Origin of the sequence: Moraxella canis, assembly GCF_002014965.1 — a bacterium.
Classification (GTDB): Bacteria; Pseudomonadota; Gammaproteobacteria; order Pseudomonadales; family Moraxellaceae; genus Moraxella; species Moraxella canis.
Map to the genome: position 1 here is coordinate 1 of NZ_MUXT01000003.1, position 20125 is coordinate 20125.

Sequence of the window (20125 nt, forward strand, 5' to 3'; positions counted from 1 at the left end):
CAGATTTTGGCTGCTTTTTTCTTTGATTTTTATGTCATTTTGTAACTACAAAATAATTACTAATTAATTACTTTTGCTACATAGTTGGCTAAGTTGATATCATCAATTACTGCTTTTACAATGGCATCAATATTCATGCTATCTATCTAAAAGCGCTTGGATGTTAGTAAATTTACTACCTTGGCTGGGTATTTTAGGTCGTTTCGCCAATGCTCCATTAAATCGTTATAACTACCCCCAAATTCTGACGGCATTAGGTGATATCGGCGTCACAAAACTTACGAATATGGTTTTTAGCTTGTTAATCTGCTTGTTTGATTAGCTTTTTTGTCAAAGTGATTTGTTTTCAATAGGCTGTACCCCATTGATACACTACCGAGTCGCATAAAACCCATATCAATAGAATTTTATTTAGGGTCTGTATTAGAATAACTCTCATGTTATACTAGTTTTATGAAGATAACCCATTGTAAACTCAGTAAAAAAGTACAAAAAAAGGATGCTTGAATTTTTTTGTACTTGAAGTGACTGCTCGTTCGGCAGCTGATTTGCTTGGTATTCAGCATAATTCAGCAGCTTTATTCTATCACAAAATCAGACTTGTGATAGAATACCATCTTGATCTTAAGGCTAAAGAATTGTTTGATGGCGAAATAGAGCTTGATGAAAGCTATTTTGGTGGCATTGGCAAAGGCAAGCGTGGTCGCAGAGCTGGTGGTAAAACAGCTGTCTTCGGTCTTTTAAAACGCAACGGTAAAGTCTTTGTGGTTGTGGTTAAAGACACCAAGACTAACACACCAATGCCTATCATCACAAGCAAAATCAAGCCTGACAGTGTTGTTTATACAGATTGCTATAAAAGCTACAATGCTCTTGATGTTTCTGATTTTAAACACTTTAGAATTAACCATTCCAAAGAATTTGCAAAAGACCATAATCACATCAATGGCATTGAGAATTTCTGGTCGCAAGCCAAGCGTGTTTTAAGAAAGTACAATGGCATTGACAAGAAACACTTTCATCTTTTTATCAAAGAATGTGAGTGTCGTTTTAACTATGGTACACCCTCTAATCAGTTTAAAGTATTGAGAAGATGGTGTGGGATTTAGGCTAATCTAGTACAGCCTCTAATTTTTATCAGTTATTTACCAATATTCTAATAAGTTATATTTATTAAATATAATATTAAATAAAATTGTCTAAATGTATGTCATCAACTTTAGTGTACTATCCAATTCATTAACGGGTTTTTAAAGCAAATTATTCAAATTGATTTTTTGTGATTTGAAACCATATCTGCAGTTCGCTACACAAAATAATCCTTCTAAAATATATTTTGAAATCACTTATCTGAACTCATGGCAATATCATTTACCCAAAAGTTGTATTGACCTAACATGACAATCTGGGCAAACTGTATTTTTTGATAAATTGATATACTTTATGACGAATACCGATACCAAATCCCACCCCAAAACCGAATTATGCGATGCCGAGCTGATGCGTTATAGTCGTCAAATTTTATTAGACGGATGGGATATTGAAGCACAACTTAAAATTAAACAGTCGTCTGTTTCACTAATTGGGATGGGCGGTCTAGGTTGTATGGTTGCGCCGATTTTAGTGAGAGCGGGTGTGGGTGAAGTGCATTTATTTGATTTTGATACCATAGATGACAGTAATTTACAAAGACAGCTGTTGTACACTCAAGCAGATATTGGTTTACCAAAAGCACAAATAGCTAAACAAGCACTGATAGAACAAAACTCTTGGGCTACAGTCCATAGTCATAATATTGCGCTCAATGATGATACTATAAAAGAAAACTTAATATCTATTAAATCAGACTTATGGATTGATTGCAGTGATAATTTCGATATTCGTCAAACCCTTAACCGCCATTCGATCATAACCGATACCGCTCTACTTTCATTGTCCGCCATTGGCGAAACTGGGCAGGTTGCACTTTTTGAGCCAAAAAAAACAGGCTGCTATGCATGTTTATTTGGTACTCCAATGAGCGCAGCCCAAAACTGTGCAACTTCTGGTGTGTTGGCAAGCACGGTGGCGGTGATCGGTGCACTCGGTGCTGACATCGCCTTACATTTTCTCGGTAAAGATCAAAATACCTTAGAAAATACGTTGATGGTATGGCAAGGTACTCGTGCCAATTTTCAAAAAATGAAGTTTGCCAAAAACCCCTCCTGCCCTATTTGTCAAAAATCTATCGCGCTATAATAATTTAATATGAAGAAATAATAAAAAACGGCTTTTATTAATAAGCCGTTTTTTATTTGACTTTAACAAGGATATGGGGCATTTCTGCGTGAATAATACCACCATGTCAAAGCGATACATATAATATAAAATGCAATGAGTACAAGGAAGGTACCATTTACCCCTAGACCTGAGCCGAACATTTTTGGGATAAAAAACCCACCATATGCCGCAAATCCTGCCGAAAAACCCACAACTGCCGCAGATTCTTTGCGCGCTTGTATAATAGCATCGGAGGAATGTAAACGCTCATGCATGGTTCGAAAGATCACAGGAATCATACGAAAGGTTGAACCATTACCAATCCCCGTAGTGATAAATAGCAACATAAACCCAGCAAAATAGCCTGTAAAATTACCATTTTTAAGGAAAAACATAACTGCGATGACAGCGATTGTCATGATAATGTAATTCCAGAATGTGACGCGTGCACCGCCAATTTTATCAGACAACCAACCCCCTGCAGGGCGAAATAGAGCGCCAACTAAAGGACCTAGAAAGGCAACTTTTAGAGGATCAATCTCAGGGAATGACTGCTTAATGACCATAGGAAACGCTGCACTAAAGCCAATAAAAGACCCAAAAGTCGCCAAGTAAAGAATACACATGATCCAATTATGCTGTCTTCGAAAAATGATCGACTGTTCTTTGAACGACGCTTTGGCATTACTTAAATCATTCATGCCAAACCATGCAAGTACGGTCATAATAACGATTGGAATGACCCAAACAAAAGCGGCGTTTTGCAAATATAAAACTTTGCCAGATTCAGTAACCTGACCATCTCCTGCCAATGCGCCAAATAAAGAAAATCCAATAACCACAGGCACAACAAACTGCAGTACAGATACACCCAAATTCCCCAAACCTGCGTTTAAGCCTAGAGCCATACCTTGTTTAGACTTAGGGTAAAAAAATGAGATATTAGACATACTGGATGAAAAATTGGCACCGCCGAAACCGCATAGTAGCGCGATGATTGCAAATGTGGTGAAAGAAGTTTCAGGGTTTTGTATAGCCAACCCCAGCCAAATTGTAGGTATAAGCAAAGATGCGGTTGATAGTGTCGTCCAGCGACGACCACCGAAAACAGGCACTAAAAATGCATAAAATAAACGCATGGTTGCCCCAGATAAGGCAGGTAGTGCCAAAAGCCATGACAGCTGCGCTTTGTCAAATTGAAAGCCAACTTCAGGCATACGAACTACAATCACGCTCCAGATAACCCAGACCGAAAAGGCAAGCAATAATGCAGGAATTGAGATAAAAAGATTTCGAGTAGCGACACGGCTGCCGCCATTTTGCCAAAATGTTTCATCTTCAGGGCGCCAGTCATCGATGCGACGACCACCTTTAAGTTGATTATTCATTTAGGTCTCCAAGATATTGGTTATAATTTTAAGGTTTTTGGCTGATGGTCTTGCTCCATTTTTGGCTTGACCTCTGATAAATAAATCCAAATTAAACTCACCCACACCACACCAAACATAATCATAAACGCCGATGAACGAATGCCTGTGATATCTACAGCAGCACCAAACATAATCGGTAGAATAAAGCCGCCCAATCCCCCTGCTAAACCCACAACGCCTGAAACTGCACCCATATTATCCTTGTATTCATCAGACAAATATTTAAATACTGATGCCTTACCAATTGCAAAGGCAATACCTAGCAAGAAAATCAGTACAGTAAAGACGGTGGCATTTAAGCCAATATAAAAGCTTTTTTCTCCATCGACTGTCTGAATGGTCAAGAATGTTTGAGGATAGGATAAGGCAAATAGCAGCAAAAACGATGACCAAAGTACCCACCAAGTGACTGTGTGTGCCGAATACTTATCTGACAGCCACCCACCCAGTGCACGCAATACCCCACCAGGCAAACTAAAACACGCCGCCAAAAATGCTGCTGTTTGTAGGCTAAAACCATATTCGCCGACATAATACTTGGTCATCCAAAGCGCCAGTGCTACATAGCCGCCAAAAACGATCGAATAGTATTGGCTATAACGCCAAACATTCTTATCCTTTAAAACAGCCAGTTGACTGGCAAGAGTAGCATTACCGGCAGTACGATGCGTTTTATTATCATAACTAAAAAACCAAAAACCAATGGCTGTAATCAGCATAATACCTGCATAAACTTTAGGTAAAAAACGCCAGCCTTCTGCAGCACTGACCGCTGTGGAAGCCCCTACAGCGATAATGGCAGGACCGATCATCTTAGTAATCGCTGAACCTGCATTACCTGCGCCAAATACACCCATGGCAAAGCCCTGCTTGTCTGCCTCAAACCACTTGGCTACATAGGCGATACCCACCGAAAAGGATCCGCCTGCCAAACCAACAAACAAGCCCAATAATAAAAATTGCCAATATTGATCAGCATACCCCATTAAAAAGATCGGCAATACTGTCGCTAACATTAAGACGAAAAATACAATGCGTCCGCCATATTTATCTGTCATGATACCCAGCGGTAAACGAACTAGCGAACCTGTCAGAACAGGCGTGGCGGCAAGTAATCCAAATTGGGTTTCATTTAAGTCAAGTGCTTGCTGAATAGGAATACCCAAAACAGCAAACATCATCCAAATCATAAAACATACCGTAAATGCAATGGTCGATGAGATGAGTACAATGGTAGATTTTGTTGTCATGATAGGCTCTTTTTACAAGATGCTAAAAACAGCTTTTATTTGGATCTCAAAATCTCTCCAAATAAATCAGCTTTAGAAAAGTACACAAGCTATAATAAATTGAAATTTTTTTTAATTAGTTGATTTAAATCAATCATAAATTAATGCTCTTGTGTCTAAAATATAGATTTCTACTACTTAAGAAGTAGTCGTTCTTCATAAGGATTAGCGTATAATTGCTTGATTTTTCAAGAACTTGTTTTTAAGCACCTGATTACAATCAATCATTTTTTACTCAAATAGCAGCTCGTGGCTTTTTGGGGGTATGTATGTTAAATAACCGACTTAGTGGCTTTTTGCCAAGATCGCTTTCAGTGCGTGCTTGGCTGGCAGTTGGCGTTATTGTATTTTTTGCGACAGTCACAGCCAGCACTTCAGCAGTCTTAGCCTGGGTATCAAAATCTGATGCTCAAGCACTCAATTCTGTCGGATCAATTCGGATGGCAACTTATCGCATTAATTATTTATTAACAACCAATACCACTTTACCAATTGATGATCATTTAAAACTTGATCCAACCTTATCGATCAATCAGCAATTGATTGATGATATGCAAGCACGTTTGAATGTGCTGTATGCATATCAGAATATGCCTGGCAATAAGGACACCGAGATAGATAGCCAAACTGAAACAATTCAACACCATTGGCTAAAAATGCTAAAGCCTGCTTTAGTAAATAATGATAGTACCGCAGTATTAGTGGCGTCTGGTAAATATATTAAAGAAGTTAATGAGCTAACCAAAAAAATTCAGGTTCGCAGTGAAACTCGTCAGCACTGGCAACAAGTATTACAAATGTCTGCGCTTGGTATCATCTTATTAACCCTATTATTAGGTATGTACGAGCTTAGACGCAATGTACTAAGACCCATTCACTCTCTCATAGACAGCACGCAGCATTTTCGACGCGGTCATCATGTGCCTGCGCTGGTAACTGGCTATCAAGAGTTTCAAACGCTTAGCAAATCATTTAATGATATGGCGGATACCATTAGCGAACATCAAGCCAAACTCAATCAAGAAGTATTAAACAAAACTCGGCATCTTACCCAAGCCAACCAATTGCTTAAACTATTGTATGATTTTTCCAATCAGCTCAATCAAGAGCCTGTTACATTATCTAAGCTACATCATTTACTTGAGAATTTTTCAAAGATAAATCCAAGTTTTGGGTTTACATTATGCTTGCATGATCACCTAAAATTCAATGAATCTAGCACTTCAGGACCTCTCTTGAAAAATGACACTACGCTTGTGTCATCAAAAGATAGCATTAGTATTCACAGTCACTCTGTTGAAGAATTGCAAACAGGCAAAACCGATCTTTTGTCGAGTAAAATTTGTTCTACAGGCAACTGCGAGCAATGCACTCTCAAAGCCAGACCCACCACAAAGATTTATCCAATCAGCGCCCAAAACAGCTACTGGGGCGAGCTGATGGTTCATCAGCAGTCTGAAGAAGATGACGCCACAGTTACCAAAGAGCTTGTACAAGCGTTAGCAAGTCTAGTAAGCCTAGTATTTACCATCCAAAAGCAACGTCAACAAGAGCATCAATTAATACTTTTAGAAGAGCGGAACACCATTGCCCGCGAATTACATGACTCATTAGCACAGTCATTGTCATACCTAAAAATTCAGCTTTCTATGCTGGGTACACATGCCCGCCAACTTTCTGATGCAGCTCAACAAAACCAAAATGATACGCTCATGGACCATAATGAAGCCATGCTTCAAGTTTTAGGGCAAGCGCGTTCAGGGCTTGATGCTGCCTACATTCAGCTGCGCGAGTTACTCGTGACCTTTCGCTTAAAAATAGAATCGGGCAGTTTTGATAATGCCATCGAACAAGCTTGTGACGAATTTTCTGCGAAAGGCGGTTTTAATATTACACTGGATAACCGGATTTTGAGCCAAAATCTAAGCGCCAATGAGCAAATTGACTTATTACAAATTATTCGTGAAGCATTATCCAATATTCAGCGCCATGCATACGCCAAAGAGGTAACTGTCAGCCTTTATCAAAAAACACATTTAGACACTGAGCAGCGTATTTATCTGGAAATCGGTGATGACGGCGTGGGTTTACCAAAGCATATTGACGGACAACAGCACCATGGATTAAAAATTATGCAAGAGCGCACGCACAGTTTGGGTGGCGAGTTTGATATCAGTCAAAATACCCCGAAGGGCACTTTGGTGCGTATTTGGTTTTTACCTAAATTTTATGAAAACTAGGAATAACAATGGTTTTAAAGATTTTTACCGCAGCCAATCCTGCACGCCTTCTTCTTGTCGATGATCATCCGATGTTGCGTCGTGGTTTGGCAGATTTATTAAGTCTAGAAAAGGATGTTCAAGTCATTGCTGAAGCCAACCATGGCATGGAAGCTTTGGATATTCTAAATCAAGAAATGGTAGATCTTGTGATTTTAGATCACACCATGCCTATCTTAAATGGCATTGAAACGCTCAAAAAAATACGGGAGTTAGGTATTCAAACCAAAGTTTTATTATTTACCGTATCAGACAATAGCAAAGATGTTCAAGATGCGCTTCATTTGGGCGTTGATGGCTATCTACTCAAGGATATGGAGCCAGAGCAAATCATTACTGATATACGTAAGATTTTGCGCGGTGAATTAGTCATCAGTCCAAGTCTTGCACCGATTTTAGCACAAGCGATGCGCAAACCTGTTCAAACTGACAGCAGTCACGAGCTGACAGAGCGCGAGATCCAAGTTGCCAAAATGATTGCTCAAGGGATGAGTAATAAGATGATTGGTAACAAGCTTGGTATTGCTGAATCCACAGTTAAAGTTCATGTCAAACACATTCTTGGTAAGATTGGCCTGCGTACGCGCGTTGAAATTGCCGTTTGGGCGGTTGGTCATTATCAGTGATCAGTGAAATAATCAAGCATTGTAGTGACGCATACATCCAAAGTAGTAGAGAAAGTCAAAAAATTTTAACCATGTGGCTATAGGGAGCTTGGGTATTTTTTGTTATAGTTGTAATACATTCATCACCGAGGCAACGCCCATAAGTTATTGTCATGAAAAACTCTTTATTATTCCAACCGGCGCAGCCAGCCCACCAAGCGACGGATTGTTTTGACACGGTATTTTATGGCAATGAGTTTACTCTAGCAACATCCAATTCAACAGAAAAATTGACTGATAACTTTCAGCGTAAACTAACCTATCTTAGACTTTCCATCACTGATTTTTGTAATTTTCGTTGTAATTATTGTCTGCCTAATGGCTATCAAGGCAAACGCCCTAATAACGAGCTGACACAACAAGAAATTGCTACTTTATTGGCAGGATTTGCTGCTCTTGGCACCACCAAAGTTCGCCTAACAGGGGGCGAGCCATCCATACGCCATGATTTACCTGACTTGATCAGACTCATCAAAAATACAGAGGGTATCAAGACCGCGTGTATCAGCTCCAATGGCTATAAATTAGGCAAACATCTATCCGCTTGGCATGATGCAGGCTTGGATAAATTAAATCTAAGTATTGACAGTTTTAATCCGACAACATTTCATAAAATAACAGGCTATGATGGTCTGCCTGACCTACTTCGTGATATTGATAAACTCTTATACTCAACCAGCATCACCTTAAAGCTCAACGGCATTTTGATGGCGCATACCGCCTATGACAATCTTATGGCAGCACTGGACTTTGTCAAAGATCGTCCTGTTACTTACCGTTTTATTGAATTTATGCAAACATCGGATAATAGCCAACTGTTTTTTGCCGAACATACCAGCAGTCAGCATATCAAAACCCATCTAATCGAGCACGGTTGGAGAGCTCAAATGCGCGCAACGGATGGTGGACCTGCAACTGAATACAGCCATCCTGATTATTTCGGCAAAATTGGTCTGATTGAACCTTATTCACCCAAATTTTGTGATCATTGCAATCGCCTGCGTGTTAGCAGTCAAGGTCAAGTGCATCTTTGCTTGTTTGATCGCCAAAATTACGACATTCGTCCTTATCTGACCCAAGGCGACACTCAGGGGCTCATTCAAGCTTTGCAAGCCTTAATGCCTATCAAACCTGAACATCATCACCTACACTCTGCCGACAGCGGCATGATGCATAATTTATCCTTGGTAGGCGGCTAAAGTGTGATTGATCGGTTATTTCACTGATTGCTGAAACCATCAATACATAATGAGACAGCAAATGAATACTCTACCTAAATTTATTGGCACTCTGACCACCGTACGCACAGGTAAAATTGAGCCGTTTGTGCGTGGCGTGAGTGCTATTAATAAAATTCCCATTGATGGCAGCATGAAAGTTGATTTACTGGGTCTAGACGCAGACGAACAAGCTGAGCATAAATTTCACGGCGGACCACTCAAAGCAGTGCATCAAATGCCAATCACTACCTATGATGTCATCAATCAGGCGTTTGGTTTGAACGTCCCTGTTGGCTCACTCGGAGAAAATTTAACTGTCATTACCGATAAGATACCGATGAACGAACGCTCGGTATGCATTGGCGATATCTATCAATTCGGTGATGCAGATGATTGCGTACAGCTTCGGGTCGTGCAGCCTCGCCGTCCTTGTTATAAGATCAATGATCGACTAAATACTCCAAACATATCTTCTTTTGTTAGTCATCAAGGCATTGCTGGGTGGTATTATCAAGTGGTCAAAACAGGCATCATTAAGCCTGACTTACCCGTCTACCTTATCGAACGCCCTTTTGAATACGCCACTTTGCACACTCTTTGGCAATTAGTGAATCAAAAAAGCAAAATCGATGCCGCTACCGCCGCTCAGTGGCTGAACATTGATTGCCTTGAGAACAGCTGGAAACAGAAAATTTTTAATAAAATCCTAAGACCTTAACTTTGATTTGATACTTTAATTAACCCACAGGACATCTTATGTGTAACTTATGTAATGACCCCAATCATCAACCACAAGCCAAAAAATCCGATAAACCATTTACTCCCTTAAACATCGCTGTACTAACGGTATCTGATACGCGCACACTGGACGAAGATACTTCAGGAAAATTCTTGGTAGATAGCCTAGTGGAGGCAGGTCATGTATTGGTTGACCGCAAGCTGACCAAAGATGATATTTATCAAATCCGTGCAGTGATTAGTACATGGATCGCTGATGAACGCATTCATGCCGTTATTACCACAGGGGGTACAGGTTTTTATCATCGTGATAACATGCCAGAAGCAGTCGGCGTGCTATTTGATAAAGAAGTGCAAGGCTTTGGTGAAATGTTTAGATACTTATCTCATGGCGAAATCGGAATGTCAACCCTACAATCTAGAGCAGTGGCAGGCATGGCAAACAACACAGTAATTTTTTGCTTACCAGGATCAACAGGAGCATGTCGAACAGGCTGGGAGGGTATTATCAAACAGCAGCTAGACAACCGAACTCGTCCTTGTAACTTTGTACCACATTTAATGCGTCAAAATCCATCGCACGGCTAATAGTGGCAGATTTGGATTCTCGGTTTAATGGTAACTATAATATGATGCTTAACATCGGAATTAAGCCATGAATTTATGCGCTGTCTTAATTTTAGCAGGGGGAGAGTCAACTCGAATGGGGCAACCCAAAGCACAGCTTGCCCTGCCTAACAAAAGTACGGTGCTTGATTTTCATATCGCTTGTGCCAAAAAATTAAATCTACCCATTTTTTTGGCGGATAATGGTAAAAATTGTGTGCATAATCCACTCATTACGCCACTTAAAGATTATTTGCCTTGCAATGATTCAGGTAAAGGTGCAGGTCCTTTATCCGGCATCGCTGCTGGCTTACAGGCGGTAGAAAGCGAAGGCTATGTTTTGACTGTTAGCTGCGATCATTTACTAGCGATTGATAAAATTGCTGATATATTAAAGTTTACCAGTGCTCAAGTTGGCTATCTATACGCAAAAAAAGACTGTCCCTTATTAGGGGTTTACCATACCAGTATTCTACCAATATTACTTGATTTTCTGGCTCAGGGTGGTCGCTCAGTCATGCAATTTTTAGACCTTGTTGACCGCCAAACTTTTGATCTTAATGATGATTTACACTCTTTGACTAACTTTAACACACCCAGTGAATTTGCCTTAGCTTTGGAAAATTTTTATGACTGATTTAGATCACCGCACCCTAACTCATCTAGACGCCAATGGTGATATTAGCATGGTTGATGTTTCAACCAAAATAGCAACCCAGCGCAGTGCTACCGCAAGCGCTCAGGTAATTTTTCCTTCAAACATCTATTTAGCCATCAAAAACGCTGATGGCATGACAAAAAAAGGATCAATTACCCAAACAGCTCACATTGCAGGCATTATGGGTGCTAAGAAAACGAGCGATTTAATCCCTTTATGCCATCAGTTACCCCTTGATAGTGTTAAGCTAAGCTTTGACTATAATGATGCAAAATGTGCCATCGTTGTGACAGCAGCTGTCAAGGTGACTCACAAAACTGGTGTAGAAATGGAAGCCTTAACAGCAGTATCAGTAGCTTGTCTGACCATCTATGACATGACCAAAGCAATGAGCCAAGACATTATCATTACCGATGTTTGCCTATTAAATAAAACTGGGGGGAAATCTGATTATGTCAAATAACTTAACTGTTACTGTATTATATTTCGCCAGTCTTGCCGAACAGGCAGGTATAGATGAAGAAATTTTAACAACCTCGCATTATTATGTTAATGAGATTTATTCTTATTTATTAGATAAATACGATTTTAATTTAACACAAGATGAATTGGCGGTTGCTGTCAATCATCAGATTACCAGTTGGCAGACTAAGGTTAGCAATGGTGATATCATTGCCTTCATTCCACCTGTCGCTGGAGGTTAATATGGCTCAAAAACTACATCAAGGCTCATCAAAAATCGCTTTAAGCCATGAGGCTGCCTATCATGCAGCAATCACTGATGGATTCGCCCTATTGGACATCGCTATCGATGACAATAAACTAAAAAAAGGTCTGCTTGATGACCGCTGTGGGGCTTTAGCGACCTTTGAAGGTTGGGTGCGAAACCATAACAACAGCCGTCCAGTAGAGAAGCTCACCTATTATGGTTATGAGGCACTGGCACTTAATCAAGGAAAGCTATTGATCAGTGAAGCCTGCCAACGTTTTAAAATTGAAAATGCCATCGCCATGCATCGCATCGGTGATCTGAACATAGGCGATATGGCGGTGTGGATAGGCGTTAGCGCTCATCATCGCTATCCTGCCTTCGAAGCTTGTCAGTGGTTGCTCGACGCCATCAAGGCACAGATTCCTATCTGGAAACAGGAGTTTTATACGGATAGTCAGGAAAGCTTATGGCTTTCTAATAACGGTTAGGTCAAAAAATTATGCAAAAATTCTTTTTTAGCATATTAATATTGTTAGTTTTATCAAGTTTGAGTGCATGCAGTCAGGATCCTTCAACCAAAGCGCAGACTGTGACCGTTTATGCTGCGGCAAGCCTATCAAATGCCCTAGATGAGATTAATGCATTATATCAGCAACAGCATGATACTGTCGTACATACCTCGTACGCCTCTTCAGGTACACTTGCCAAACAAATACAAAGTCGTGCGCCTGCTGAAGTATTTTTATCGGCAGATACCACTTGGATGGATGATCTGGCAGACAAAAATTATTTGATCGAGGGTAGCCAAAAAAATTTATTGACCAATCGCTTGGTACTTATTACTCCAAAAGATAAGCCAGTTCCACTGAATGTTGCAGAAAATGGATTGTTTGACCCTCATCTTTTTCAAGGCAAACTTTGTATCGGCAACCCCCAAAGCGTGCCTGCTGGCAAATACGCCAAAGAAGCTTTTACCTATTTGGGTATATGGGATGGTCTTTTAGATAAATTGGTGGAAACCCAAGATGTACGCTCTGCTCTCAACTTCGTTCATAGAGGCGAGTGTCAGCTTGGTGTGGTCTATCAAAGTGATGCTGTCATAGCAAACACTGTCCAGATTGTCGCCATATTTCCCAAAGATAGTCATCGCCCAATTACCTATCCCTTAGCGATGATTAAGCACGAAGATCGGCATAATCATAATATCAAGCCATATTATGATTTCATTCAAAGTGCTGATGCAATAACCATTTATCAAAAATACGGTTTTGAAGTATTGCCATGATTAGCCTAACCCACGATGAGTGGCAAGTTATTTATTTATCCTGCAAAATCGCTTTATTTAGCTTAAGCATTACTTTGGTACCTGCAATAGGAGTGGGATACTGGTTGGCTCGCAAGCACTTTTGGGGGAAGTCTTTGGTGGAAACTTTAGTGTTTTTGCCATTGGTACTCCCCCCTGTCGTACCAGGCTATTTGTTACTTATCAGTTTTGGCAATCAAGGTGTTATCGGTCGTCATTTATCTGCTTTGGGGTTTGAGGTTGCCTTTAACTGGAAAGGTGCGGTTCTGGCAAGCAGTGTTATGGGCTTTCCACTCATGGTGCAGTCAGTGCGTTTGGCGATAGAGCTGGTAGACAGACGGCTTGAGATCGCCGCCATGACCTTGGGCGCAAGTCGCCTGAAGGTATTTTTTGGGATTACTTTACCTCTATCAAAAACTGGTATTTTGATCGGCGCAATGCTTGCTTTTTGTCGTAGCCTAGGAGAGTTTGGCGCGACCATTACTTTTGTAGGAAATATTGCAGGACAAACTCGCACCCTACCTTTGGCCATTTATAGCCTATTACAGCAACCAAACAGTGATGATAAGATAATGCGCCTAATGATGATTAGTATCGGCGTAGCATTTATCGCCATGTGGATTGCCCAATGGTACAATCGAACGCAAAGAAACAGGCTAACCCAATGAATATGTTTGAATGCGATTTCCATCTGACTTTGGGAAAGTTTAATCTTGATGTCAATTTATACTCAAACGCGCAAGTGGTGGGTTTATTTGGAGCATCAGGCTCAGGTAAAAGCAGTATTCTTCATGCTGTTGCAGGGATTCAAACTCCCCAAGCAGGCAAAATCATCATCAACAAACAAACTTGGTTTGATAGCAATACCCATATTAATTTTAGCATTCAAAATCGCCGTGTTGGAATGGTTTTTCAAGACGCTCAACTTTTTCCGCACAAAACTGTCATAGAAAATCTAACCTATGGTTATCAAAATATTCATCCAAATGAAAGACGGTTTCATCCTGATGAGATTATTGAGCTACTTAAAGTTGGTCATTTAATCCACCGTCTGCCAGACAAACTGTCTGGTGGTGAAAAGCAGCGAGTAGCTTTGGGGCGTGCTTTGTTATACTCCCCCAAACTGCTACTTTTGGATGAACCTTTATCGGCACTTGATAGCATGCACAAACAAGATATCTTGCCATTTTTTCAAGCTGTTATTGATAGCACCGCGATACCAATGTTATATGTGAGTCATGATAAGTCAGAAATTATGCACTTGACCGATGACATTTATTACTTATAAAATCAAATGGTCAGTGCAACTCACATCACCCAATCAAATAGCTGAATCATCACCTGTTCGCCTTGATTCGCACCCACACTATTTTCATCAAGTACAATTAGACAGTTGGCTTGAGACAATTGTTTGATGCGGTGCGAGTCTTGTGCACTGGCTGGTGTGACTTTTAAATTTTTTTCACCCATTTCAAAATAGCCGCGCTGATACTCTCGCCTACCTACACTTTTCTTGATGTTTGCCGTCGTAATCGCAGGCAGGTGTAAGGTAAGGGGCGCATCTATTGCCCCTAGCGCCTGCCATAGTGCTGGACGCACAAAGTTAATACAGCCAACTACTGTAGAAAGTGGATTGCCCGGTAACCCAAAATACAGCACCTTACGCGCATCCGTAGCGAATTCACCAAAAACAAACGGCTTACCCGGTTTCATAGCGACTTTATAGTGATTAATTTTACCCAAGCTTTTTACCACTTCGGTTAAAAAATCATAGTCGCCGACAGAAACACCAGCGCTAGAGATAATTATGTCACATTCTTCAATGGCGCGCTTGACTACTTCGTAAGTCTCATCAAATTCATCTTTGACAATGCCATAATCCTTGATTATGATAGGCAATTTGCTTAATAATGCCTTTAAAGTTGGAGTATTGGAATTATAAATCTGAGCCAAATTACTCAATGGCTGACCAATGGAAACCAGCTCATCGCCTGTGGCTATCAGACCAATTCTGAGTGGTGAAAACACTTCAATTTCATCATATCCCATACCAGAAAGCAGACTAATATCACTGGGATTCAGACGCTTACCTGCACTAAGCAAGGTATCACCTTGAGCAATCTCTTCACCTTGGTGACGAATATTGGCGCTGACTTTAGCAGGCTTGGTTAGTACAATGGAATAAGGCTGAGATTTATCAGTTATGTTAATTTGATCAAAAGTAGTATGTTCTTGCATCACTACCGTATCACAACCCTCTGGTACAACCGCTCCTGTAAAGATACGCACCGCTTGGTTGGGTAAAATCTCGCCACTAAACGGCGTGCCTGCACAAGACTCGCCTATGACGGTAAATTCACCACCCTGCTGTAGTTGGCTTTGTGCAGCCAAAGCAAACCCATCCATCGCCGAAACATTCTGGCGCGGCATATCAAGATTTGCGTTTATATCAACCGCCAATATGTGATTAAGTGCATCGTTTAAAGCCAGTACTACCCTCTGTCTGGATACCAAAGGATTGTCAATATCCAAATATTCGTCCACGCGACTGATAATTGATTTTTGAAGCTCATCTACACGAATCATGTGTTTTTCCTTTTATAAATTTAATATAAATCAGCCACGATAAATATTTTGCTCATTCATCTTAAGCTCAATGCCAATAATATCAGCCTTTTGGCTCAATTCAAATAAATAGTCACACAAACTATGATGAAATGACTGCTGCTTAAGATGATTTTCAATGATAGGATATGCCTCTTCAAAGCTCAGCTGCCTACCCTCCTGCTTTTGTAGAACTTCAATCACATGGATCCCATATCGCGTCTCAATCGGATTAATACTGATACCAACTGGCAAAGCAAATACAGCACTCTCAAATTCAGGCACGGTACTGCCTTTTTGTAATACACCCAATTCACCGCCATCATCTTTTGAAGGACAGGCGGAGTATCGACGTGCAAGCTCAATAAAATCACTATCCCGATTTTGGCTTTGATTAAGCAAATCGATCAATTGGCGAGCTTGCTTTTTTAATTCAATGCGCTCTTCACCCTCTTGTGGCGGGCACGCAAGCAAAATATGGCGAAGCGTCATTATTGGCGTACTAAAAAATTCAACTTGATTAGCATGATAGTAATTCTGACAGCTTGTTTTATCTGGTGATTTGGCGATAACTTGCTGCTCTAACAGCTTAGCGATGGCAGCTTCTTCATTCTCTAACCATACCCTTTCTCCCAAGCGCATCACCACTTCTTGGCGCAATAATTCACGCATAACTAAGGCTTGAGCTGCTAAAAACAATGCTTCTTCTTGGCTATTAGCAGGATGATACTGCACTTCGGCAGCTACTGCTTTGGGGTCTATTGCTACGCCATTCACAGTGATATTTGGTAAAGCTTGGTGGCTTGAGGCGATTAGATTGGTGCGGTCAGACATTTTTTTATCTAATGCTTGCTTGATAAATTGAGCATCAGATGAAGGTCTGCTCAGGTCTTCAGAAGTTGGCATAATACGAATATTATCGCCCTCTTGAGCCAAATTCTCTATATTCAATACTTTGGTGAGCTTAGTAGAATCATCATGCTTATCTGTGCATATATTTTGAATTGTGTGTTGAGTCGGTATATAGGTTCCAACGCTCATAAGACCTCTTATCATGGTTGCAATGAAAATATGAATAATAAGATCATTATCCAAAATAAAGAGTCTGTTCACCATACTTCTTTGGGAGAATGTCAATTGATCACTTTAAAGAGAGTATCTTAGGATAAAAAACCACAAAGACAAGGATGCAGTCTTTGTGGCAATGGCACAGTATTTTATTATTGTTATTATTGGTATTACTTACTGAGATCTCTTTTGGCGCAAAATTTGGTAATTGCGACCCAAATACCAAATTGGCGCTGAAATAATATGAATCAAGCGTGTAAATGGCACCAATAAAATCAGTGTCGTCCCCAAGAACATATGCATCTTATAAATCAGCCCTGCATCTTCAACCAACGAGGCAGCATATACAGGTCTTAAAATCGCAAGATTTTGCGCCCAACCTGCCAATGATACCATCAACGCTCCATCTGAATGGTTCGGATACGAAAAAATCGTCCCAAGCCCCATCAGTAACTGAACCAAGATGATAATAAGTAGCATCTTGTCGCTGAATGTAGAAGTGTGACTTACACGCGGGTTAGTAAAACGTCGCCAAATCAACATCACAAGCCCAATTAAACACATCACGCCTGCGATACCGCCCACGATGACAGCAAGCAGCTGTTTTTGAGGGGCGGTAATGATACGCTCATAAACAAAATGTGGTGTCAGCATACCAAAAAAATGCCCCAAAAGCACCACAATGATACCGATATGGAATAAATTACTGGCAAGACGCATATACCCATCAGACAGCATCTGGCTTGAGCCAGCACGCCATGTGTACTGTGATAAATCAAATCTTGCCCAACAGCCGAGTACGCACACAGTTAAGGCAATATAAGGATAAATGCCAAATAAAAAAACATGCATCCAGTTTTGAGCATTCATATACGAACTCCTTTTGGTGTGTTTGCAGAGTCTGTCTTGGTTTTTTGATTAAAATCTACCCAATGCACAGGCTGAGCGTCTTGATTTTGGGCATGCGCACTTGCCATGTGGCTGATGCGTTTAGCTGTTTGACTCGAGGGGCACTGTGTGTCATTATTTGCCATGAAATTAACCACCTCTTCTTCCCACTCGGCATCAATGGCTTCAGGTGTGGTATCATCAATCATTTTACCCATTTTAGTAAGCTCTTCATCAATATCACTTAAAGGCTTGCCTGAAATCTGTAGCAGAGCCTCAAATAAGCTCACATATTTGCTGTTTTTATCAATCAATCTAGCAGCAAGCAGCGCTAAAATATGACTAATGTCTGCAATCTCAAGACGAATGGCAATATGATCATCGGTCTGAGTGGCTTGATAAGCTAAAAATTCAAGATACATTGGAAGATAATCTGGCAACTCTTTAACATCAATTTCAAAGCCTGCTGATTCATATTGCGCCATCAAATCCACCATAGCTTGACCACGGTCGCGACTTTCGCCATGCACATGCTCAAACAACCATAAAGACAGTGTGCGGCCACGCTCAAACAAACTGTCATAACGTGACTGAGCCTCAATGGCACCCAGATTCCCAAGCTCATCAATCAACTCACCAATATGCTGACGCACTTCTGGACTGATGAGCCCAGATGCCATGACAATGTCACGGCATGCCTCAAGATTATTGTCCTCAAATAAGGCGTCGTGAGGATAATCAAGCAATAAGCTAATAACTTTTAATAATTTAAAATCCATCTTAAGACTCCCAAGTCTGTACAGTGTCAATCATGTCACGACGATTGGATTTTCTTTGTCCGAACATATTGACATCATTGCTGCCACCACAGCCCGTACCGAAACTAAAACCACAGCCATTGCGTTCAGCAAAGGCATCACTCATCGCTTCTTCACGATGCGCCGTTGGAATGACAAAGCGATCTTCATAATTGGCGATCGCCAAATAGCGATACATTTCATCGACTTGGTGCTTGGTTAAGCCCACTGCATCAAGCACAGCTTTAGCATCTTGTTTCTCAACAAGCTCAAGGCGCTTATAGCTACGCATGGCTAGCAGGCGCTTAAGTGCTAAGCGAACAGGCTCTTCATCACCTGCGGTGAGCATATTAGCAAGATATTTTAATGGGATGCGCAGACTGTCCACATCAGGAATGAGTCCATCCATACCCACTTGCCCAGCTTCGGCAGCGTTTTGAATGGGTGATAACGGTGGTACATACCATACCATCGGTAAAGTACGATATTCTGGGTGCAACGGTAAAGCAAGCTTCCAATCCATCGCAAGCTTATAGACAGGAGATTTTTGGGCGGATTCAATCACGCTCATCGGTACGCCATCTTTCAGGGCTTGCTCAATGACAGTGGGATCGTTGGGATCCAAAAAAACATCCAGCTGAGCTTGATATAACTCTTTTTCGTTTTCCACACTAGCGGCGGTCTTGATTTTATCAGCGTCATATAAAAGCACACCCAAATACCGAATGCGGCCAACACAGGTTTCAGAACAAATGGTCGGCTGACCTGATTCAATGCGCGGATAACAAAAAATACATTTTTCAGATTTGCCTGACTTCCAGTTATAATAAATTTTTTTATAAGGACAGCCAGATATACACATCCGCCAGCCACGACATTTTTCTTGATCAATAAGAACAATGCCATCTTCTTCACGCTTATAAATTGCTCCAGATGGGCATGATGCCACGCATGTTGGGTTTAGACAATGTTCGCAAAGACGCGGCAGATACATCATAAAGGTATTTTCGTACTGACCATAGATATCCGCTTGCACATTATCAAAGTTTTTATCAATTCGGCGTTTGGCAAATTCAGAGCCTAAAATCTCCTCCCAGTTTGGACCCCATTCAATTTTTTGCATTCTTTTGCCCGTTATTAAAGAACGAGGGCGTGCTATCGGCTGATGCTCGCCAATCGGTGCAGATTGAAGATGCTGATAATCAAAATCAAACGGTTCGTAATAATCATCTATCGATGGCAAATCAGGATTGGCAAAAATATTGGCAAGAATGCGGAATTTGCCACCAATTTTAGGGTTAATTGTCCCATTGGCATTGCGAATCCAGCCACCTTTCCATTTAGCTTGGTTTTCCCATTCTTTGGGATAGCCGATACCGGGCTTGGATTCTACGTTGTTAAACCATGCGTATTCCATACCCTCACGGCTGGTCCAAACGTTTTTACAAGTTACAGAGCAAGTATGGCAACCAATACATTTGTCAAGGTTTAGCACCATGCCCACTTGAGAACGAATTTTCATATTAATTTTCCTCAACCTAGCAAAAGCTAGGTAAAATGTGTCATTGAGTATAGTACCTACTTTGGCAGAATTTCTTTATTCTGCCAA

General features: G+C 40.8%; 20 protein-coding genes and 1 pseudogene. 14 read left to right on the forward strand and 7 right to left on the reverse strand.

Going from position 1 to position 20125, the window contains the following annotated elements; all coding sequences use genetic code 11:
• Nucleotides 1–453: 453 nt before the first annotated feature.
• Nucleotides 454–1109, forward strand: a pseudogene (locus tag B0180_RS02200) (IS1595 family transposase).
• A 334-nt stretch (nucleotides 1110–1443) separates the two neighbouring features.
• Nucleotides 1444–2238 (forward strand): HesA/MoeB/ThiF family protein, encoded by a 795-nt coding sequence (locus B0180_RS02205; RefSeq protein ID WP_078255485.1) that lies wholly within the window; start codon nucleotides 1444–1446, stop codon nucleotides 2236–2238.
• A 62-nt stretch (nucleotides 2239–2300) separates the two neighbouring features.
• Here B0180_RS02205 and B0180_RS02210 read toward each other — a convergent pair whose 3' ends face one another.
• Both B0180_RS02210 and B0180_RS02215 read right to left on the reverse strand, forming a co-directional pair.
• Nucleotides 2301–3647 carry a NarK family nitrate/nitrite MFS transporter gene (locus B0180_RS02210; protein ID WP_078255486.1) on the reverse strand — a complete coding sequence of 449 codons (1347 nt, stop codon included), beginning with the start codon at nucleotides 3645–3647 and terminating at the stop codon, nucleotides 2301–2303.
• Nucleotides 3648–3667: 20 nt separating this feature from the next.
• A complete protein-coding gene (locus B0180_RS02215) occupies nucleotides 3668–4939 on the reverse strand; it encodes an MFS transporter (protein WP_078255487.1) in 1272 nt (423 codons plus the stop codon).
• Between the two features lie 308 nt (nucleotides 4940–5247).
• Between B0180_RS02215 and B0180_RS02220 the strand changes: the two genes are divergently transcribed.
• From B0180_RS02220 to B0180_RS02275, 12 genes are all read left to right on the forward strand, one after another.
• Nucleotides 5248–7218 carry a type IV pili methyl-accepting chemotaxis transducer N-terminal domain-containing protein gene (locus B0180_RS02220; RefSeq protein ID WP_078255488.1) on the forward strand — a complete coding sequence of 657 codons (1971 nt, stop codon included), beginning with the start codon at nucleotides 5248–5250 and terminating at the stop codon, nucleotides 7216–7218.
• A gap of 8 nt (nucleotides 7219–7226) precedes the next feature.
• Nucleotides 7227–7883 (forward strand): two-component system response regulator NarL, encoded by a 657-nt coding sequence (narL, locus tag B0180_RS02225; RefSeq protein WP_078255489.1) that lies wholly within the window; start codon nucleotides 7227–7229, stop codon nucleotides 7881–7883.
• Nucleotides 7884–8035: 152 nt separating this feature from the next.
• Entirely contained in the window at nucleotides 8036–9121 is a 1086-nt protein-coding gene (moaA, locus tag B0180_RS02230; protein ID WP_078255490.1) for a GTP 3',8-cyclase MoaA, read from the forward strand.
• A gap of 61 nt (nucleotides 9122–9182) precedes the next feature.
• Nucleotides 9183–9860, forward strand: a complete 678-nt coding sequence (locus B0180_RS02235) for an MOSC domain-containing protein (protein ID WP_078255491.1) — start codon at nucleotides 9183–9185, stop codon at nucleotides 9858–9860.
• Between the two features lie 38 nt (nucleotides 9861–9898).
• Nucleotides 9899–10468 carry a molybdenum cofactor biosynthesis protein B gene (gene moaB, locus B0180_RS02240; protein ID WP_078255492.1) on the forward strand — a complete coding sequence of 190 codons (570 nt, stop codon included), beginning with the start codon at nucleotides 9899–9901 and terminating at the stop codon, nucleotides 10466–10468.
• Between the two features lie 67 nt (nucleotides 10469–10535).
• Nucleotides 10536–11123 carry a molybdenum cofactor guanylyltransferase gene (mobA, locus tag B0180_RS02245; RefSeq protein ID WP_078255493.1) on the forward strand — a complete coding sequence of 196 codons (588 nt, stop codon included), beginning with the start codon at nucleotides 10536–10538 and terminating at the stop codon, nucleotides 11121–11123.
• Nucleotides 11116–11607: a cyclic pyranopterin monophosphate synthase MoaC gene (moaC, locus tag B0180_RS02250; protein ID WP_078255494.1), complete on the forward strand. Its 492-nt coding sequence runs from the start codon at nucleotides 11116–11118 to the stop codon at nucleotides 11605–11607. The genes mobA and moaC overlap by 8 nt, the downstream gene beginning before the upstream one ends.
• Nucleotides 11597–11848 (forward strand): molybdopterin converting factor subunit 1, encoded by a 252-nt coding sequence (moaD, locus tag B0180_RS02255; RefSeq protein ID WP_078255495.1) that lies wholly within the window; start codon nucleotides 11597–11599, stop codon nucleotides 11846–11848. Before moaC ends, moaD begins: the two co-directional genes overlap by 11 nt.
• Nucleotide 11849: 1 nt before the next feature.
• Entirely contained in the window at nucleotides 11850–12344 is a 495-nt protein-coding gene (locus B0180_RS02260; RefSeq protein ID WP_078255496.1) for a molybdenum cofactor biosynthesis protein MoaE, read from the forward strand.
• An 11-nt stretch (nucleotides 12345–12355) separates the two neighbouring features.
• The gene (gene modA / locus B0180_RS02265) at nucleotides 12356–13141 is read left to right on the forward strand and encodes a molybdate ABC transporter substrate-binding protein (RefSeq protein ID WP_078255497.1); all 786 of its coding nucleotides are present in this window, start codon (nucleotides 12356–12358) and stop codon (nucleotides 13139–13141) included.
• A complete protein-coding gene (gene modB / locus B0180_RS02270) occupies nucleotides 13138–13827 on the forward strand; it encodes a molybdate ABC transporter permease subunit (protein WP_078255498.1) in 690 nt (229 codons plus the stop codon). The genes modA and modB overlap by 4 nt, the downstream gene beginning before the upstream one ends.
• 2 nt (nucleotides 13828–13829) lie before the next feature.
• Complete coding sequence (locus tag B0180_RS02275) at nucleotides 13830–14447, forward strand: ATP-binding cassette domain-containing protein (RefSeq protein ID WP_078255517.1); 618 nt, start codon at nucleotides 13830–13832, stop codon at nucleotides 14445–14447.
• A 20-nt stretch (nucleotides 14448–14467) separates the two neighbouring features.
• Here the strand turns inward: B0180_RS02275 and B0180_RS02280 are convergent, their stop codons facing one another.
• The 5 genes from B0180_RS02280 to narH form a co-directional block, all read right to left on the reverse strand.
• Entirely contained in the window at nucleotides 14468–15745 is a 1278-nt protein-coding gene (locus B0180_RS02280; protein WP_078255499.1) for a molybdopterin molybdotransferase MoeA, read from the reverse strand.
• 30 nt (nucleotides 15746–15775) lie between these two features.
• Nucleotides 15776–16879, reverse strand: coding sequence for a peptidylprolyl isomerase (locus tag B0180_RS02285; RefSeq protein WP_078255500.1), 1104 nt, complete (start codon nucleotides 16877–16879; stop codon nucleotides 15776–15778).
• Between the two features lie 126 nt (nucleotides 16880–17005).
• The gene (gene narI / locus B0180_RS02290; RefSeq protein WP_078255501.1) at nucleotides 17006–17701 is read right to left on the reverse strand and encodes a respiratory nitrate reductase subunit gamma; all 696 of its coding nucleotides are present in this window, start codon (nucleotides 17699–17701) and stop codon (nucleotides 17006–17008) included.
• Nucleotides 17698–18498, reverse strand: a complete 801-nt coding sequence (gene narJ / locus B0180_RS02295; protein WP_078255502.1) for a nitrate reductase molybdenum cofactor assembly chaperone — start codon at nucleotides 18496–18498, stop codon at nucleotides 17698–17700. The genes narI and narJ overlap by 4 nt, the downstream gene beginning before the upstream one ends.
• Nucleotide 18499: 1 nt before the next feature.
• A complete protein-coding gene (gene narH, locus B0180_RS02300; RefSeq protein ID WP_078255503.1) occupies nucleotides 18500–20038 on the reverse strand; it encodes a nitrate reductase subunit beta in 1539 nt (512 codons plus the stop codon).
• Nucleotides 20039–20125: the final 87 nt, after the last annotated feature.

What these genes read in the sequence shown, in the direction of transcription:
- moaA (WP_078255490.1), top strand. Translation starts at nt 8,036, where the DNA reads ATGAAAAACTCTTTATTATTCCAACCGGCGCAGCCAGCCCACCAAGCG.
- modA (WP_078255497.1), top strand. Translation starts at nt 12,356, where the DNA reads ATGCAAAAATTCTTTTTTAGCATATTAATATTGTTAGTTTTATCAAGT.
- B0180_RS02285 (WP_078255500.1), bottom strand. Translation starts at nt 16,879, where the DNA reads ATGGTGAACAGACTCTTTATTTTGGATAATGATCTTATTATTCATATT.
- B0180_RS02235 (WP_078255491.1), top strand. Translation starts at nt 9,183, where the DNA reads ATGAATACTCTACCTAAATTTATTGGCACTCTGACCACCGTACGCACA.
- narJ (WP_078255502.1), bottom strand. Translation starts at nt 18,498, where the DNA reads ATGGATTTTAAATTATTAAAAGTTATTAGCTTATTGCTTGATTATCCT.
- narH (WP_078255503.1), bottom strand. Translation starts at nt 20,038, where the DNA reads ATGAAAATTCGTTCTCAAGTGGGCATGGTGCTAAACCTTGACAAATGT.
- B0180_RS02280 (WP_078255499.1), bottom strand. Translation starts at nt 15,745, where the DNA reads ATGATTCGTGTAGATGAGCTTCAAAAATCAATTATCAGTCGCGTGGAC.
- B0180_RS02205 (WP_078255485.1), top strand. Translation starts at nt 1,444, where the DNA reads ATGACGAATACCGATACCAAATCCCACCCCAAAACCGAATTATGCGAT.
- mobA (WP_078255493.1), top strand. Translation starts at nt 10,536, where the DNA reads ATGAATTTATGCGCTGTCTTAATTTTAGCAGGGGGAGAGTCAACTCGA.
- moaC (WP_078255494.1), top strand. Translation starts at nt 11,116, where the DNA reads ATGACTGATTTAGATCACCGCACCCTAACTCATCTAGACGCCAATGGT.
- moaD (WP_078255495.1), top strand. Translation starts at nt 11,597, where the DNA reads ATGTCAAATAACTTAACTGTTACTGTATTATATTTCGCCAGTCTTGCC.
- narL (WP_078255489.1), top strand. Translation starts at nt 7,227, where the DNA reads ATGGTTTTAAAGATTTTTACCGCAGCCAATCCTGCACGCCTTCTTCTT.
- modB (WP_078255498.1), top strand. Translation starts at nt 13,138, where the DNA reads ATGATTAGCCTAACCCACGATGAGTGGCAAGTTATTTATTTATCCTGC.
- B0180_RS02275 (WP_078255517.1), top strand. Translation starts at nt 13,830, where the DNA reads ATGTTTGAATGCGATTTCCATCTGACTTTGGGAAAGTTTAATCTTGAT.
- narI (WP_078255501.1), bottom strand. Translation starts at nt 17,701, where the DNA reads ATGAATGCTCAAAACTGGATGCATGTTTTTTTATTTGGCATTTATCCT.
- B0180_RS02220 (WP_078255488.1), top strand. Translation starts at nt 5,248, where the DNA reads ATGTTAAATAACCGACTTAGTGGCTTTTTGCCAAGATCGCTTTCAGTG.
- B0180_RS02215 (WP_078255487.1), bottom strand. Translation starts at nt 4,939, where the DNA reads ATGACAACAAAATCTACCATTGTACTCATCTCATCGACCATTGCATTT.
- B0180_RS02210 (WP_078255486.1), bottom strand. Translation starts at nt 3,647, where the DNA reads ATGAATAATCAACTTAAAGGTGGTCGTCGCATCGATGACTGGCGCCCT.
- B0180_RS02260 (WP_078255496.1), top strand. Translation starts at nt 11,850, where the DNA reads ATGGCTCAAAAACTACATCAAGGCTCATCAAAAATCGCTTTAAGCCAT.
- moaB (WP_078255492.1), top strand. Translation starts at nt 9,899, where the DNA reads ATGTGTAACTTATGTAATGACCCCAATCATCAACCACAAGCCAAAAAA.